The 15,023-nt window shown below is 67.4% G+C and carries 14 protein-coding genes; 12 read left to right on the forward strand and 2 right to left on the reverse strand.

What is annotated here, in order from left to right; genetic code table 11:
- Window positions 1-8: 8 nt before the first annotated feature.
- Complete coding sequence (locus AC04L7_RS03205) at window positions 9-1,028, forward strand: sulfate/molybdate ABC transporter ATP-binding protein (RefSeq protein ID WP_475512515.1); 1,020 nt, start codon at window positions 9-11, stop codon at window positions 1,026-1,028.
- A gap of 188 nt (window positions 1,029-1,216) precedes the next feature.
- A complete protein-coding gene (locus AC04L7_RS03210; protein WP_435997305.1) occupies window positions 1,217-1,963 on the forward strand; it encodes a TorF family putative porin in 747 nt (248 codons plus the stop codon).
- Between the two features lie 72 nt (window positions 1,964-2,035).
- Here AC04L7_RS03210 and tdh read toward each other — a convergent pair whose 3' ends face one another.
- Window positions 2,036-3,070 (reverse strand): L-threonine 3-dehydrogenase, encoded by a 1,035-nt coding sequence (gene tdh / locus AC04L7_RS03215; RefSeq protein ID WP_296279068.1) that lies wholly within the window; start codon window positions 3,068-3,070, stop codon window positions 2,036-2,038.
- 181 nt (window positions 3,071-3,251) lie between these two features.
- On the opposite strand from tdh, the gene AC04L7_RS03220 reads away from it, so the two are divergent.
- From AC04L7_RS03220 to AC04L7_RS03255, 8 genes are all read left to right on the forward strand, one after another.
- Window positions 3,252-5,420: a S46 family peptidase gene (locus AC04L7_RS03220; protein ID WP_435997308.1), complete on the forward strand. Its 2,169-nt coding sequence runs from the start codon at window positions 3,252-3,254 to the stop codon at window positions 5,418-5,420.
- Window positions 5,421-5,530: 110 nt separating this feature from the next.
- The gene (locus tag AC04L7_RS03225; protein ID WP_296279070.1) at window positions 5,531-6,175 is read left to right on the forward strand and encodes a histidine phosphatase family protein; all 645 of its coding nucleotides are present in this window, start codon (window positions 5,531-5,533) and stop codon (window positions 6,173-6,175) included.
- 42 nt (window positions 6,176-6,217) lie between these two features.
- The gene (locus AC04L7_RS03230; RefSeq protein ID WP_475512513.1) at window positions 6,218-7,030 is read left to right on the forward strand and encodes an energy transducer TonB; all 813 of its coding nucleotides are present in this window, start codon (window positions 6,218-6,220) and stop codon (window positions 7,028-7,030) included.
- On the forward strand, window positions 7,030-8,304 hold the full coding sequence (folC, locus tag AC04L7_RS03235; protein ID WP_435997312.1) for a bifunctional tetrahydrofolate synthase/dihydrofolate synthase: 1,275 nt from the start codon (window positions 7,030-7,032) through the stop codon (window positions 8,302-8,304). Before AC04L7_RS03230 ends, folC begins: the two co-directional genes overlap by 1 nt.
- 67 nt (window positions 8,305-8,371) lie before the next feature.
- Window positions 8,372-9,385, forward strand: a complete 1,014-nt coding sequence (locus AC04L7_RS03240; protein WP_435997314.1) for an SPOR domain-containing protein — start codon at window positions 8,372-8,374, stop codon at window positions 9,383-9,385.
- 40 nt (window positions 9,386-9,425) lie between these two features.
- Complete coding sequence (locus AC04L7_RS03245) at window positions 9,426-10,037, forward strand: CvpA family protein (RefSeq protein ID WP_296279074.1); 612 nt, start codon at window positions 9,426-9,428, stop codon at window positions 10,035-10,037.
- 7 nt (window positions 10,038-10,044) lie between these two features.
- Window positions 10,045-11,514, forward strand: coding sequence for an amidophosphoribosyltransferase (purF, locus tag AC04L7_RS03250; protein ID WP_296279075.1), 1,470 nt, complete (start codon window positions 10,045-10,047; stop codon window positions 11,512-11,514).
- A 14-nt stretch (window positions 11,515-11,528) separates the two neighbouring features.
- Entirely contained in the window at window positions 11,529-12,326 is a 798-nt protein-coding gene (locus AC04L7_RS03255; RefSeq protein ID WP_435997317.1) for a ferritin-like domain-containing protein, read from the forward strand.
- A gap of 110 nt (window positions 12,327-12,436) precedes the next feature.
- Here AC04L7_RS03255 and lpxH read toward each other — a convergent pair whose 3' ends face one another.
- Complete coding sequence (gene lpxH / locus AC04L7_RS03260) at window positions 12,437-13,174, reverse strand: UDP-2,3-diacylglucosamine diphosphatase (RefSeq protein WP_435997319.1); 738 nt, start codon at window positions 13,172-13,174, stop codon at window positions 12,437-12,439.
- Between the two features lie 90 nt (window positions 13,175-13,264).
- Here lpxH and gltX point away from each other — a divergent pair, with 90 nt between their 5' ends.
- Both gltX and AC04L7_RS03270 read left to right on the forward strand, forming a co-directional pair.
- Window positions 13,265-14,671 carry a glutamate--tRNA ligase gene (gene gltX / locus AC04L7_RS03265; RefSeq protein ID WP_435997321.1) on the forward strand — a complete coding sequence of 469 codons (1,407 nt, stop codon included), beginning with the start codon at window positions 13,265-13,267 and terminating at the stop codon, window positions 14,669-14,671.
- A 13-nt stretch (window positions 14,672-14,684) separates the two neighbouring features.
- On the forward strand, window positions 14,685-15,023 hold a 339-nt coding region (locus AC04L7_RS03270; protein ID WP_475512514.1), incomplete at its 3' end, for a transcriptional repressor.

Here is a 15,023-nt window from a genome sequence, read left to right on the forward strand (position 1 = left end):
TCGCTGCGCTGGATGACGTGTCGCTGGACATCCGCCAGGGCGAGCTCCTGGCGCTGCTCGGACCCTCGGGCTCCGGCAAGACCACGTTGCTGCGCGTCATCGCCGGACTCGAGCATGCCGATCGCGGGCGCGTGCTGTTCGACGGCGAAGAGGCGACGCGTCTCAGCGTGCAGGCGCGGCGGGCGGGCTTCGTGTTCCAGCACTACGCGCTGTTCCGCCACCTGACGGTGGAGGAGAACATCGCTTTCGGCCTGCGCGTGCGCAAAGGCCGCCATCGCGTGCCCGATGCGACCATCCGTGCGCGGGTCGCGGAACTGCTTTCGCTCGTGCAGCTCGACGGCTTCGGCCTGCGCTACCCGGCGCAGCTCTCAGGCGGTCAGCGGCAACGCGTGGCCCTGGCGCGGGCGCTCGCCATCGAGCCACGCGTGCTGCTGCTCGACGAGCCGTTCGGTGCGCTCGATGCACAGGTGCGTCGCGACCTGCGGCGCTGGTTGCGCGAACTGCACGACCGGACCGGGCTGACGACCATCTTCGTSACSCACGACCAGGAGGAGGCGCTGGAGCTGGCAGACCGCGTCGCGATCCTCAACCGGGGCCGCATCGAGCAGGTGGGCAGTCCGGCCGATGCCTATGACGTGCCGGCATCGCCGTTCGTGTATTCGTTCGTCGGTGCGGTCAACCGGCTGCCCGCGCGCTGGGAGGACGGCACACTGCGTGTCGCCGGCTTGCCGTTGCAGTCGCGCGGCCAGGTGGGGCAGGAGGGGGATGCGGACGTTTACGTGCGGCCGGAGGATCTCCATCTCGTCGATGCCGCCGGCGCGTCGTCCTGGCCCGCGATCATCGTCGACGCGCAGCGGACCGGGCCGCGCCTGCGCCTGCGCACGCGTCTGGTCGACAGCGGCGTGGAGCTCGACGTGGAATTGCCCGCCGACCGTGAAGGCCCGGCGACGCTGCCAGGGCAGTCCGTCCATTTGGCACCAAAACGGTTCGGATGGTTTCCCCGCGGCGGTGCAACGGCACCAGCCTGATGCGGTGTAACTGCATGAATTGATTGAAAAAGAAACCAATTTCCGATGACTTCGTCCAGCACTTGACGCAGGCGATTGGTGCGGCGCACTATCAGGTTGCAGTTAAAAAACCGTGAAGCTGTGATTACGGTGCGATATCGATCACCGCCTCCGCCGCCACCGTCCGCCAACCGATCAGGAGACTCCGGATGAAGCCCGTCAAGCTCGCCACCGCCCTTGCCACCGCTCTGCTGCTGGCCCTGCCGCTGTCCGCGTTCGCGCAGGATGCCGAGGAAGAAGCCTCGTCGCCTTTCAGCGCCACATTCACCGGCACGTCCGACTACGTCTTYCGAGGCGTCTCGCAGACGGACAACAAGCCGGCGTTCCAGGTCGGCGCCACGTATTCCGCTCCGTTCGGCCTTTACGTGGGAGCGTGGGCATCGAACGTGGACTTCGGACGCGGCGGTCCTGACATCGAAGTGGATTACTTCGTCGGCTGGAACAAGGATCTCAACGACGCCTGGAACATCGACCTGGGCGTGAACCGTTATACCTACGAGCGCGCCGCCAGCGATTACGGCGACATCGACTACAACGAGTACCTCGCGAAAGTCACTTGGAGCGGTCCGGTCACCGTCGGCGGCATCCTCGGTTATGCGGACGACTACGGCAACACTGGCGCGGACCAGGTGTATGCGGGCGTGTCGGCGAGCTACGACATCGGCGACAGCGGGTTTTCCGTGGCCGCGAGCACCGGTTACACGTCCATCGATTACGGCAGCGACGGTCGCGTCGACTACTACGACGGCTCCATCTCCGTGTCCAAGGCGTTCGGCCCGGCGACCGCGACCCTGGGGTACTACGACACCTTCGGCTCGGATGCCTCCGAGCTTCGCAGTACTTCGGACATCTACAAGCCGGGCCTCGTCCTGACGGTCGGTATCGCCGTGCCCTGACGCTGGCAGCTGCGTGTAAGGAAAAGGGCGCCTCGCGGCGCCCTTTTCATTTGTCCTGTGCCTGACGCGACCTCAGTTCCAGCTCAACACCACCTTGCCGGCCTTGCCCTGTTCCATCAGGTCGAAGCCCTTCTGGAAGTCGTCGATCGGCAACTGGTGCGTCAGCACCTTGCCCAGCGGAAAGCCGCTCAGCACGAGCTGCGTCATCTTGTACCAGGTCTCGTACATCTTGCGGCCGTAGATGCCCTGCACCGTGAGGCCCTTGAAGATGATGCGGTCCCAGTCCACGCCGGCACCCTTGGGCAGGATGCCGAGCAGCGCGATCTTGCCGCCGTGGTACATGCAGTCGAGCATGTCGTTGAAGGCGCGCGGGTTGCCGCTCATCTCCAGGCCCACATCGAAGCCTTCCATGTGCAGGTCGGCCATCACGTCCTTCAGCGACGTGTTGGCGACGTTGACCACGCGGGTGGCGCCCATGTCGGCCGCCAGTTTCAGGCGGAAGTCGTTGACGTCGGTGACCACCACGTTGCGCGCGCCGATGTGCTTGCAGATGCCGGCGGCGATGATGCCGATCGGGCCCGCGCCGGTGATCAGCACGTCTTCGCCGACCACGTCGAACTCCAGCGCGCAGTGCGCGGCGTTGCCGTAAGGGTCGAAGAACGCGGCCAGCTCGCTGGGGATCTGGTCCGGGATCGGCCACAGGTTGCTGGCGGGCATCACCATGTACTCGGCGAAGGCGCCATTGCGGTTCACGCCGATGCCGACGGTGTTGGGGCACAGATGCTGGCGACCGCCGCGGCAGTTGCGGCAATGGCCGCAGACGATGTGGCCCTCGGCCGATACGCGCTGGCCGACCTCGTAGCCCGTCACCGCGGAACCCAGTTGCGCGATGCGGCCCACGAATTCGTGGCCGATGGTCAGGCCGGGCTTGATGGTGCGCTGGCTCCACTCGTCCCACAGGTAGATGTGCAGGTCGGTGCCGCAGATGGCGGTCTTCTCCAGCTTGATCAGCACCTCGTTGGGGCCGGGCTGCGGGACGGGCAGCTCCTCCATCCAGATGCCTTTGCCGGCCTCGCGCTTCACCAGCGCCTTCATCGTCTGTGCCATCGGGCATCGATCCAGGGAAATGAGGGCGCGGATTATACGCCCCGGTCCATGGTGGACCCGTGGCGGGGTCCTTGGCTCGTATGCGTGGCGTGGAGGCAGGGCCGGCGTAGGACAAAAGTCATGGTCGGCCGGGGCGGCAGGTTCATTACAATCGCAACCTTCTGTCCGTTCCGGGATTTCCATGCGTCCGAACCTGCTCGCCGCCGCCCTCGCGGTTCCGCTCTCCCTGCTCGCCGCCCAGATCGCCCAGGCGGGCGAGGGCATGTGGGTGCCTCAGCAACTGCCTGAAATCGCTGGCCCGCTGAAGAAAGCGGGGCTGAAGCTGTCGCCGCAGCAGCTCTCCGACCTCACGGGCGATCCGATGGGCGCGGTCGTCGCGCTGGGCGGCTGCACCGCCAGCTTCGTGTCGCCGAATGGCCTGGTGGTGACCAACCACCACTGCGCCTACGGCGCCATCCAGCTGAACTCCACCGCCGAGAACAACCTGATCAAGAACGGCTTCAACGCGCCCACGACTGGCGATGAAGTCAGCGCGGGTCCGAATGCACGCGTGTTCGTGCTGGACGAAATCACCGACGTGACGAAGGACGCGAAGGCGGCCATCGCCTCCGCCGGCGCCGACGCGCTGGCGCGCACCAGGGCGCTGGAGACCTTCGAGAAGAAGCTGATCGCCGACTGCGAGGCCGAGGCCGGTTTCCGCTGCCGTCTCTACAGCTTCTCCGGCGGCAACACCTACCGCCTGTTCAAGAACCTGGAAATCAAGGACGTGCGCCTGGCGTACGCGCCTCCGGGCAGCGTGGGCAAGTACGGCGGCGACATCGACAACTGGATGTGGCCGCGCCACACGGGCGACTTCGCCTTCTACCGCGCCTACGTGGGCAAGGACGGCAAGCCGGCGGCGTTCTCCAAGGACAACGTGCCGTACCGGCCGAAGCATTGGCTGAAGTTCGCCGACAAGCCGCTGGGTGAAGGCGATTTCGTGATGGTGGCCGGTTACCCGGGGTCGACCAACCGTTATGCGCTGGCCGCCGAATTCGACAACACGGCCGCCTGGACGTACCCGACCATCGCGCGCCACTACAAGAACCAGATCTCGATGGTGCAGGAGGCCGGCAAGAAGAACGCCGACATCCAGGTGAAGTACGCGGCCACCATGGCCGGCTGGAACAACACGAGCAAGAATTACGACGGCCAACTCGAGGGCTTCAAGCGCATCGACGCGGCCGGCCAGAAAAAGCGCGAAGAGGCTGCCGTGCTGGCATGGCTCAAGGGTCAGGGCGTGAAAGGCCAGCCTGCACTGGATGCGCACGCAAAGCTGCTGGCCTTGTTGGATCAGAACAAGGCCACGCGCGAGCGCGACCTTACGCTGGCGATGTTCAACAACACCGCGATGATCGGCTCTGCCACGCAGCTGTACCGGCTGTCGATCGAGCGCGAGAAGCCCAATGCCGAGCGCGAATCCGGTTACCAGGAGCGCGATCTGCCCGCCATCGAAGGTGCGCAGAAGCAGCTGGAGCGCCGCTACGTGGCCTCGATGGATCGCCAACTGCAGGAGTACTGGTTGAACGAGTACCTCAAGCTGCCGGCGGACCAGCGGGTGGCGGCCATCGATGCGTGGCTGGGCGGCAACGATGCTGCCGCAGTCAAGCGCGCGCTGGATCGCCTGGCGGGCACCCGGCTGGGCAGCACCGACGAGCGGCTCAAGTGGTTCGCGGCCGATCGGAAGGCGTTCGAGGCCAGCAACGATCCGGCCATCCAGTACGCGGTGGCGGTGATGCCGACGCTGCTCAAGCTCGAACAGGAGCGCAAGACCCGCACCGGCGAGAACCTGGCTGCGCGCCCGGTCTATCTGCAGGCGCTGGCCGACTACAAGAAGAGCCAGGGCGAGTTCGTCTACCCGGATGCCAACCTTTCGCTGCGCATCACCTTCGGCAACGTGATGGGTTACGCGCCCAAGGACGGCGTGGCGTACACGCCGTTCACCACGCTGGAAGGCGTCGTGGCCAAGGAAACCGGACAGGATCCGTTCGACTCGCCCAAGGCATTGCTCGATGCCGTGGCCGCCAAGCGCTATGGCGGACTGGAGGACAAGCGCCTCGGTTCGGTGCCGGTGAATTACTTGTCCGATCTGGACATCACCGGCGGCAACTCCGGCTCGCCGGTGCTGGATGCGCACGGCAAGCTGATCGGGCTCGCCTTCGATGGCAACTGGGAATCGGTGAGTTCCAACTGGGTGTTCGATCCGAAGATGACCCGCATGATCGCCGTGGACGGTCGATACCTGCGCTGGATCATGCAGGAGGTCTATCCGGCCCCCCAACTGCTGAAGGAAATGGGCGTCGGCCAGTAACACCTGCAACCGAGCGGCAGGCACGGGACGGGAGCGGGTATGATCCGCTCCCGTCCTCGTTTCCAGCCTCCGGAAACGGGATCGCTTCTCACGAATGGACACACCGACGCATGCGCATCCTGCTCGCCCGCCACGGCGAAACGCCGTGGAACGCCGAAGGCCGCTACCAGGGCCAGATCGACATCCCGCTTTCTCCCGTCGGCGAAGGGCAGGCGACCGCACTGGGCCTGCGCCTGAAGGACGTCCGCATCGATCGGGCGGTGGCATCGCCGCTCTCGCGTGCGCAGCGGACGGCGAAGCTGGCGTTGGGCGAGGCGCGTGCCGACCTGCTGCAGACGGATGCGGACCTCCAGGAGATCGCGCACGGTGAATGGGAAGGTCTGCTCGCCAGCGAGATCCAGGACAAGGACCCGGCGCGCCTGCTCGCATGGCGCGAGGAACCCGACACGGTGCTGATGCCGGGCGGAGAGTCGCTGCGCCAGGTGCTGGACCGTTCATGGCGCGGCCTGGCGCGCGCCGTCGACGGCCTGGGCGACGACGACACCCTGCTGATCGTGGCGCACGATGCGGTGAACCGTGTCCTGCTGTGCCGCATCCTCGGCCTGCCGATCGCGAAACTCTGGACGTTCCGCCAGGCGCCGACCACGCTCAACCTGCTGGAGGGCCCGACGGTCGACCAGCTGGAGGTCGTGCGCCTCAATGATTGCGCGCACCACACGCCCTTCTTCGGCGAAGCGAAGCACCGCGCGCTCTGAGACTGCGCTACGCTCCGGACGGGAGCGAACGGGGAGACTGCGATGAAAGCCTGGATCCTGGTCCTGGCCATGACCGGCCTGCTGTCGGCGGCCGGCGCCGGTGCCGTGGACGACATCGGTGCGCACGTCGTGACGAAGGTGCCGCCGAAGTACCCGGCCGACGCCGCGCGTGCGGGCATCTCCGGGACCGTCGTGCTGGTCATCACGGTCACGGCGACCGGTGCGGTGGAGAGCATCCTGGTCGAGCGATCCTCCGGCAACCGGTCGCTGGATACCGCCGCGATCGATGCGGCGAACGAATGGACGTACGCGCCGTCGATCGAGCACGGCAAGGCCGTCCGTGGCCGCGTGCGCGTGCCGGTCGACTTCACGATGGGGGACGAGGACGAGCCCGTGCGCGCCGCCGTCGCGCATCTCGCGCCGCGCCTCCGCGTGCCGGTCGTGACGCCGGATGCCGATGGAACCCTGCCACGGTTCATCCAGGATCCATTGTCGCTGGAAGCCGACGGCGTCGCCGCCACCATGGCATTGCTGGAGTCGCAGGCCACGCCGATCGRCCTTCCCGACTTGCCTGCCGACATTGCCCTCTATACGTTGACGGGCGAAAACGGCGAGACCCGTTGGGAGGTGTACACCGGTGAGATGCCGCACGCGCCCACACTGGTCCGCACGCGTCTGACCACGGATGGCAAGCATGGCTTCTCCGTGACCCGCGTGCTGTGCGAAGCGAAGGATGCGGAGGCCTGCAAGCGGTTCCTCGGCCATGTGCAGCGTTCCGGACGCCAGCGCGCCGTGCCCCTGAAGATGCCGGAGGCGGGTGGCGCCGGATCGAAGGGCGCCGTGCCTGGGGGATAATGGCGCGCATGCGCACCCTCGACGACTGGCTTTCCCATATCGAACACCAGCACCCCAGGTCCATCGAAATGGGTCTGGAGCGCGTGCGCGAGGTCGCCGCGCGGATGTCGCTCGGCAAGCCCGCGCCGCGCGTCATCACCGTCGGCGGCACCAACGGCAAGGGCTCGACCGTCGCCTTCATCGAGGCCATCGCGCGCGCGGCCGGATGGAAGGTCGGGGCGTACACGTCGCCGCACCTGCTGCGCTACAACGAACGTGTCCGCATCGATGGCGTCGATGCAGACGATGCTTCGCTCGCCGCCGCCTTCGAAGCGGTGGACGCCGCGCGCGGCGGCACGACGCTGACCTACTTCGAGTTCGGCACCCTGTCGGCGCTGTGGTTGTTCGAGCGCGCATCGCTCGACCTGGCCGTGCTCGAGATCGGCCTGGGCGGGCGCCTGGATGCGGTGAACATCGTCGATCCCGATGTCGCCGTCATCACGACGGTCGACATCGATCACACCGACCTGTTGGGCCACGACCGCGAAAGCATCGGCGCGGAGAAAGCGGGCATCGCCCGTGCATGGAAGCCGTTGGTCCTCGGCGAGGTGGATTCGCCCTCCAGCGTGTTGCGCCATGCCTATGCCATCGGCGCGAATGCGCTGCGTCTCGGCAGCGATTTCTTCCACGAGCCCGTCGACAGCCAGCGCTGGCGCTGGCGCGAAGTCGGCGCCGAACTCGACCTGCCCGTGCCGGTCCTGTCCGCGCCTTCGCAGCGGGCGAACGCCGCCACCGCGATCACCGCGTTGCGCGCCTTGCCGGGAGACGCCTTGCCCGACGAGGCCTTTTCGAAGGGCGTGGCCAGCGCGATGCTGCCGGGCCGCCTGCAGCGTGTCCGGCATGCAGCCGTGGATGTGGTGCTGGACGTCGGCCACAACCCGCAGGCGGCGCGCGAACTGGCGTCGTGGTTGCAGGCCAATCCGATCGGCGGCAGCACGCGGGTGGTCTTCGCCGCGCTTGCCGACAAGGACGTGCAGGGCGTGACCGGTGCGCTCGCCGACTTGCCGCTGCAGTGGTTTCTTGCGGGACTGACGCTGGGGCCGCGGTCGCAGACGGCCGAACAGCTTGCGGCCCGACTGCAGGACTGCATCAGGCAAGTTGCATCGTTGCATAGGGGTGTGGCGGAGGCGTTGCGTGCGGCGCTCGACGCATCGGCGCCGGGGGATCGCATGCTGGTGTTCGGCTCCTTCCACACCGTCGCCGACGCGTTGCAGGTCCTGCATTCAGGTCGATGACGGGGTGCGCCGCGATGCGCGCCGTATAATCGCTGCGGCATTCCCGCCGCAGCTGCCGTGGACCTGGATGGATACTGCCCTGAAACAGCGCCTGATCGGTGCCGTCGTGCTGGTGGCGCTGGCCGTCATCTTCCTGCCCATGCTGGTGAAGGGGCCTGCACCCGACAGTGGCGTGTCCGACGTGCCRCTGGACGTACCGCCCGCGGCCGATGGCGAATTCGAAACGCGTGAGCTGCCGCTGGTGACGCCGGGCAACGCACCTGCGTCCGGTGCCGTGGGGCTGCAGGGCCAGGTGGCTGCGCCCGCCGCGGAGCCGGCGCCGGCTGCGGGCGCCCTTCAGCCGGCGGCGACGGCGGCCGGCAACTTCGCCGTCAGTTTCGGCGCCTACGCCACCCAGGCCGATGCCGACGCCGTCCTGGCCCGTGTGCGCCAGGCGACCCTGCCGGGCTTCATCGAGCCGGCCACCATCAACGGCAAACCCGCGTTCCGCGTTCGCGTCGGTCCCTACGCCGACCGTCCGCAAGCCGAAGCCGCGCGCCTGGACGCCATCAAGATCCGCGGCGACGTCAACGCCCAGGTCGTGACGCTCGACGTGCCCGCCGGCACACCGGCTGCCACACCGTCGACTGCCCCCGTCGCGTCAGTCGCCACGGCCACCCCGGCCACGCCCGCCGTCACCACCCAGGCGCTGCTCCCCGAGCCCATGAAACCGGCGCCGAAGCCTGCGACGACCGAGGTCAAGCCGGCTGCCGCCCCGGCACCGACGAAGCCCGCCGCCACCACGCCGACGACAGCGACGGCATCTGCGACCAAGCCTGCCGAGGCGACGAAGCCCGCCGCGTCCGGTACCGGGTTCGCCGTGCAACTTGGGGCCTTCTCGAATGCGTCCGACGCCAACGCGTTGCGCGACCGTGCGCGCAGTGCCGGCTTCAGTGCGTTCGTCGAACAGGTGCGCACCGACAAGGGCACGCTCAATCGCGTGCGCGTGGGACCGGTCGCCAACCGCGCCGATGCGGACCGACTGAAGGGACAGGTGGCATCGAAGATCGGTGTCGACGGCATGGTCCGTCCGCACCCTTGATGCCGTCGCGCCGTCGCATCGAGCGCCACGGGCGCGCTGCATGAGCGCGCTGGACCTGACGCTGCTGGCCATCGTCGGCGTGTCGACCCTGTTCGGCCTGATGCGCGGCTTCATCAGTGCGCTCGCGTCGATGGTCGCCTGGCTGTTGGCCGGCTGGGTGGCGTTCCATTACGGCGGCGACGTGGCCCATGCGTTGTCGGGCGACGGCCAGCCGTCGGCGAGCGAGTTGCTGGGCGGCTACGTGATGAGCTTCATCGGCGTGATGATCTTCGTCGGACTGACCGGCTGGGCCATCCGCCACCTCGTCAAGTCGGTGGGCCTGTCGGGTCTGGATCGCGTGCTGGGTCTGGCGCTGGGACTCGCGCGTGGGGCCTTCGTCGCCTGCATCGTGCTGCTGCTGGCCGCCTTCACCGAGTTGCCCCGCGAACCTGAATGGAAACGCTCGTCCGTCGTCCCCGTGCTGCTGCCGGGTGCGCAATGGTTGTCGCAATGGTTGCCGGAATGGACTGTGCAGGAACTGGACTTTGGCAACGGACGCCCAGCGGGCGATAATGCGCGCCTGCAAACGCTGCTGCCCCTGCCGCTGGAAGAGCCCGGCGCACCACAGGAGCACGCCCCCTCGTCGGCCTCACCCGCGTCGAAACCGGAGTAGATCCACCATGTGCGGCATCGTCGGAATCGTCGGCAACCAGAACGTCGCCGGCCAGCTTTATGACGGGCTGACCGTCCTCCAGCACCGCGGACAGGACGCCGCCGGCATCGCCACGGCCGACGGCACGCGTCTGCGCGTGCACAAGGACAACGGACTGGTACGGGACGTGTTCAACGCCAAGGCGATGAGCGTGCTGGAAGGGCGCGTGGGCATCGCCCATTGCCGCTATCCCACCGCCGGCTCCGAGGGCATGGACGAAGCGCAGCCGTTCTACGTGAATTCGCCCTACGGCATCGCGCTGGCGCACAACGGCAACCTGATCAACACCGACGCCTTGCGCCAGGATGTGTTCGCGCAGGACCGCCGCAACATCAATACCGATTCGGACAGCGAAGTGCTGCTGAACGTGTTCGCGCACGAGCTGGACCTGCAACGCACGCTCACCCCTGAAGCCGCGATCCGCGCCGTGGCCGGTGTGCACCGCCGGGTGAAGGGCGGTTATGCCGTCGTCAGCGTGGTGCTGGGCCTGGGCCTGGTGGCGTTCCGCGATCCGCACGGCATCCGGCCACTGGTGCTGGGCAAGCGCGAGCATGGCGAAGGCACCGAATACATCATCGCCTCCGAATCCGCCGCGCTCGACATCCTCGGCTTCGTGCGCATGCGCGACGTGCAGCCCGGCGAGGCGATCGTGATCACGGCGCGCGGCGAGCTGTTCAGTGAAATCGTCGCGGACGCCCCGCAGCACGCGCCCTGCATCTTCGAGTACGTGTATTTCGCGCGCCCGGACTCGATGATCGACAACGTGTCGGTGCACAAGGCCCGCATGCGCATGGGCGTGAAGCTGGGCGAAAAGATCCTGCGCCTGCGTCCCGACCACGATATCGACACGATCATCCCGATCCCGGATACCTCGCGCGACGCTGCGCTGGAGATTTCCAACGTGCTCGGCGTGAAGTACCGCGAGGGCTTCATCAAGAACCGTTACGTCGGCCGCACGTTCATCATGCCGGGGCAGGGCGAACGGGTGAAGTCGGTGCGCCGCAAGCTCAACCCGATCAACCTGGAATTCCGCAACCGTGTCGTGCTGCTGGTCGACGATTCGATCGTGCGGGGCACCACGTCCAAGCAGATCGTGCAGATGGCGCGCGATGCCGGCGCGCGCAAGGTCTACCTGGCCAGTGCAGCGCCGCCGGTCCGCCATCCCAATATCTACGGCATCGACATGCCAGCCGCCGACGAGCTGGTGGCGCACGAACGCAGTGTCGAGGACATCGAGCGCGAGCTGGGCTGCGACTGGCTGATCTACCAGGACTTGGAAGATCTGGAGGCCGCCGTGCGCGAGGGCAATCCGAACCTCACGGAGTTCGATTCTTCGTGCTTCGATGGCAAGTACGTCACCGGCATCGAGCCGGGCTACTTCGCGCGCATCGAGCAGGCGCGCTCCGACGAAGCCAAGCGCAAGCGCCGCGTCGGCTGACGCGGCCGGCGGACATGGCCACGCTGTTCGAGGCCGCGCGCATCTGCCTGGACGCGTGGGACATCGACACGAAGGTCGCGCTGACGCAGGACTACGCCACCGCGTTCGCGCGCGGCGAACTCGCAGCCTGCCCCGATGCGCCGCCGCCTGCGCCGATCCGCATGCCAGGACGTCCGCCCAGGCCCGTGCTGGTGCACCCGCGCGACCTGCCTCGCCGCGGACTGGGCAGCGTGCCGGGCAGGGCAGCCTTCATCCATGCCATCGCACACATCGAACTCAACGCCATCGATCTGGCCTGGGATGCGGTGTACCGCTTCCGCGGACTGCCGGCCGCGTTCTATGCGGACTGGGTCGGCGTGGCCCATGACGAGTCGCGCCACTTCGTGCTGCTGCGCGACCGGTTGCGTGAACTGGGTTACGACTACGGCGACTTCGACGCGCACAACGGCCTCTGGGAAATGACCGAGAAGACCGCACATGACGGTCTTGCGCGGATGGCGCTGGTACCGCGCGTACTGGAAGCGCGCGGGCTGGACGTCACGCCCGGCATGATCGTGAAGCTGCGCGACCTTGGCGATGAGCAGACCGTCGCGATCCTCGACGTCATCCTGCGCGAGGAAGTCGCGCATGTCGCCGCGGGGTCACGCTGGTTCCGCTGGTATTGCGAACAGCGCGGCGTCGAGCCGCGCGCGCGCTTCCGTGAACTGCTGAGGCAGTACGCGGGCGGCTACCTGCACGGTCCGTTCAATATCGAAGCGCGGCTGCTGGCGGGTTTCGACGAGGATGAACTGGCGGCGCTGGAAGCGCCGTGACGTCGAGGGTGGAACAGCGGTGGGAGCGACGTAAGTCGCGATGACGGCACCGTGGTAGTTCATCGCGACTTGCGTCGCTCCCATGGACTGCATCTCATCGCACGCAACGCTCAGAGCGAATCCAGCGCCATCCCGTCAGGCTCGACGCGCAGTACGGATCCCTGCTCGTACCAGTCGCCCAGCACGATGCGGCGGCAGGTGCGATCACCGACCGCGAGGTCGTGGATCGCCGGGCGGTGCGTATGGCCGTGGATCAGCGTGTCGATGCCGAACTGGGCCAGCGTGGCGTCCACCGTCGCCGGCGTCACGTCGGTCAGGGTTTCGAACTGCGCCCTGTCGTTCTGCTTCATGCCGCCCTGGTGCGCGGCGCTGGCAGCGCGTGCCTGCGCCGCGAAGGCCAGCCGTGCGGCCAGCGGCTGCGCCAGGAACTGCGCCTGCCAGGCCGGATTGCGTGTCTGCGCGCGGAACGCTTGATACGCGACGTCACCGGTGCACAGCAGATCGCCGTGCATCAGGATCGCCGGCTTGCCGTACAGCATGACGACGGCGGGGTCGGGCAGGATGCGCATGCCGGCCCGGCGTGCGAAAGCATCGCCGACGAGGAAATCGCGGTTGCCCCGGATGAAGTACACCGGCACCCCGGCGTCGGCCACCTCGCGGGTCCGGGCGGCCACGTAGGCGCCGGTCTCCGAGGGGTCGTCGTCGCCGACCCAGGCCTCGAAAAGGTCGCCCAGGATGTACAGCGCATCGGCGCGGCGGGCCTCCCCCTGCATGAAGGTCCCGAACAGCTCGGTCACGGCGGGGCGTTCGGCGTCCAGGTGCAGATCGGAGATGAAGAGCGTGGTCATGCGGGGATTCTAAGCCCTCCCCCTGAACGAGCAGGGGGAAACGCGGTGCGCGCGGGTTAAAATCGCCGTATTCCGTCCATCGAGTTGCCCATGGCCTGCCGTACCCGCTTCGCCCCCAGTCCCACCGGCTACCTCCACATCGGTGGCGCCCGCACGGCGCTGTACTGCTGGCTGGAAGCGCGTCATCGTGGCGGCGATTTCATCCTGCGCATCGAGGACACCGACCGCGAGCGCAGCACGCAGGCCGCGATCGACGCGATCCTGGATGCGATGGACTGGCTGGGCCTGGGTTACGACGAAGGCCCGATCTACCAGACCCAGCGCATCGACCGTTACCGCGAAGTCGCCGAGCAGCTGGTGTCGGCCGGCAAGGCGTACTACGCCTATGAGACGCGCGAAGAACTCGACGCCATGCGCGAGGCCGCGATGGCGAAGCAGGAGAAGCCGCGCTACAACGGCGCCGCGCGCGAGCAGGGCCTGCCGCACCGCGACGACCCGAACCGCGTCATCCGCTTCAAGAATCCGCTCGATGGCGTGGTCGCCTTCGACGACCTGATCAAGGGCCGCATCGAGATCGCCAACAGCGAGCTCGACGACATGGTGATCTTCCGCCCCGACGGCTACCCCACGTACAACTTCGCCGTGGTCGTGGACGACTGGGACATGGGCATCACCGAAGTTATCCGCGGCGACGACCACATCAACAACACGCCGCGCCAGATCAACATCTACGAAGCGCTGGGCGCGCCGGTGCCGAAGTTCGCGCACATGCCGATGATCCTGGACGAGCAGGGTGCCAAGCTGTCCAAGCGCACCGGCGCGGCCGACGTGATGCAGTACAAGGACGCCGGCTATCTGCCGCACGCGCTGATCAACTACCTGGCGCGGCTGGGCTGGTCGCATGGCGACCAGGAACTGTTCTCGCTGCAGGAGCTGATCAAGCTGTTCGACGTGAAGGACGTGAATTCCAAGGCCGCGCGCCTCGACATGGCCAAGCTGGGCTGGGTGAACCAGCACTACCTGAAGACCGACGCGCCTTCGGACGTCGCGCCGCATCTGGTCTACCAGCTCGAAAAGCTCGGTATCGATCCGTCGGCCGGGCCTGCGCCCGCCGATGTCGTCATCGCCTTGCGTGATCGCGTGCAGACGCTGAAGGACATGGCCGAGAAGGCGGTGGTCTGGTACCAGCCGTTGCACGTGTACGACGAGGCTGCCGTGGCCAAGCATCTCGGGGCCGCGGCGAAGGCACCGCTGGCCAAGGCCCGCGAGCGGCTCGAGGCGCTGGCAGACTGGAGCGCCGAGAGCGTGTCCATGGCCCTGCACGAGGCTGCGGCCGCGCTGGAGCTCGGTATGGGGAAGGTGGCCCAGCCGCTGCGCGTGGCGATCACCGGCACCCAGGTCAGCCCCGACATTTCGCAGACCGTCTACCTGGCCGGTCGCGACGAAGCCTTGAAACGCATCGACGCCGCACTCATCAAGAGTGGTACGTCCGCCTGACTCCGGATCGCCCATGCCGCAAGTCCACGCCTGCACCGACCCGCACCACCACGTCCACGATGCGCAAGCCTTCGTGGCGGCGGTGGAGCACGCGTGCCAGGAGCGTGGCCTGCGGCTGACCCCGATCCGCGCCCGAGTACTGCAACTGATCGCCGAAGCCGGCAAGCCGGTGAAGGCTTACGAACTGCTCGAATGGGTGCGCGCGACCAAGGGGGTCGGTGCCGATGCGCCGCCCACCGTCTACCGCGCGCTGGATTTCCTGATGGCGAACGGTTTCGTGCACAAGCTCGAATCGATGAATGCGTTCGTCGCCTGCCATCACCCGAACAGTGCGCAGCACTCGGTGCCGTTC

The sequence above is a fragment of the Pseudoxanthomonas sp. LjRoot204_2 genome (assembly GCF_056175765.1).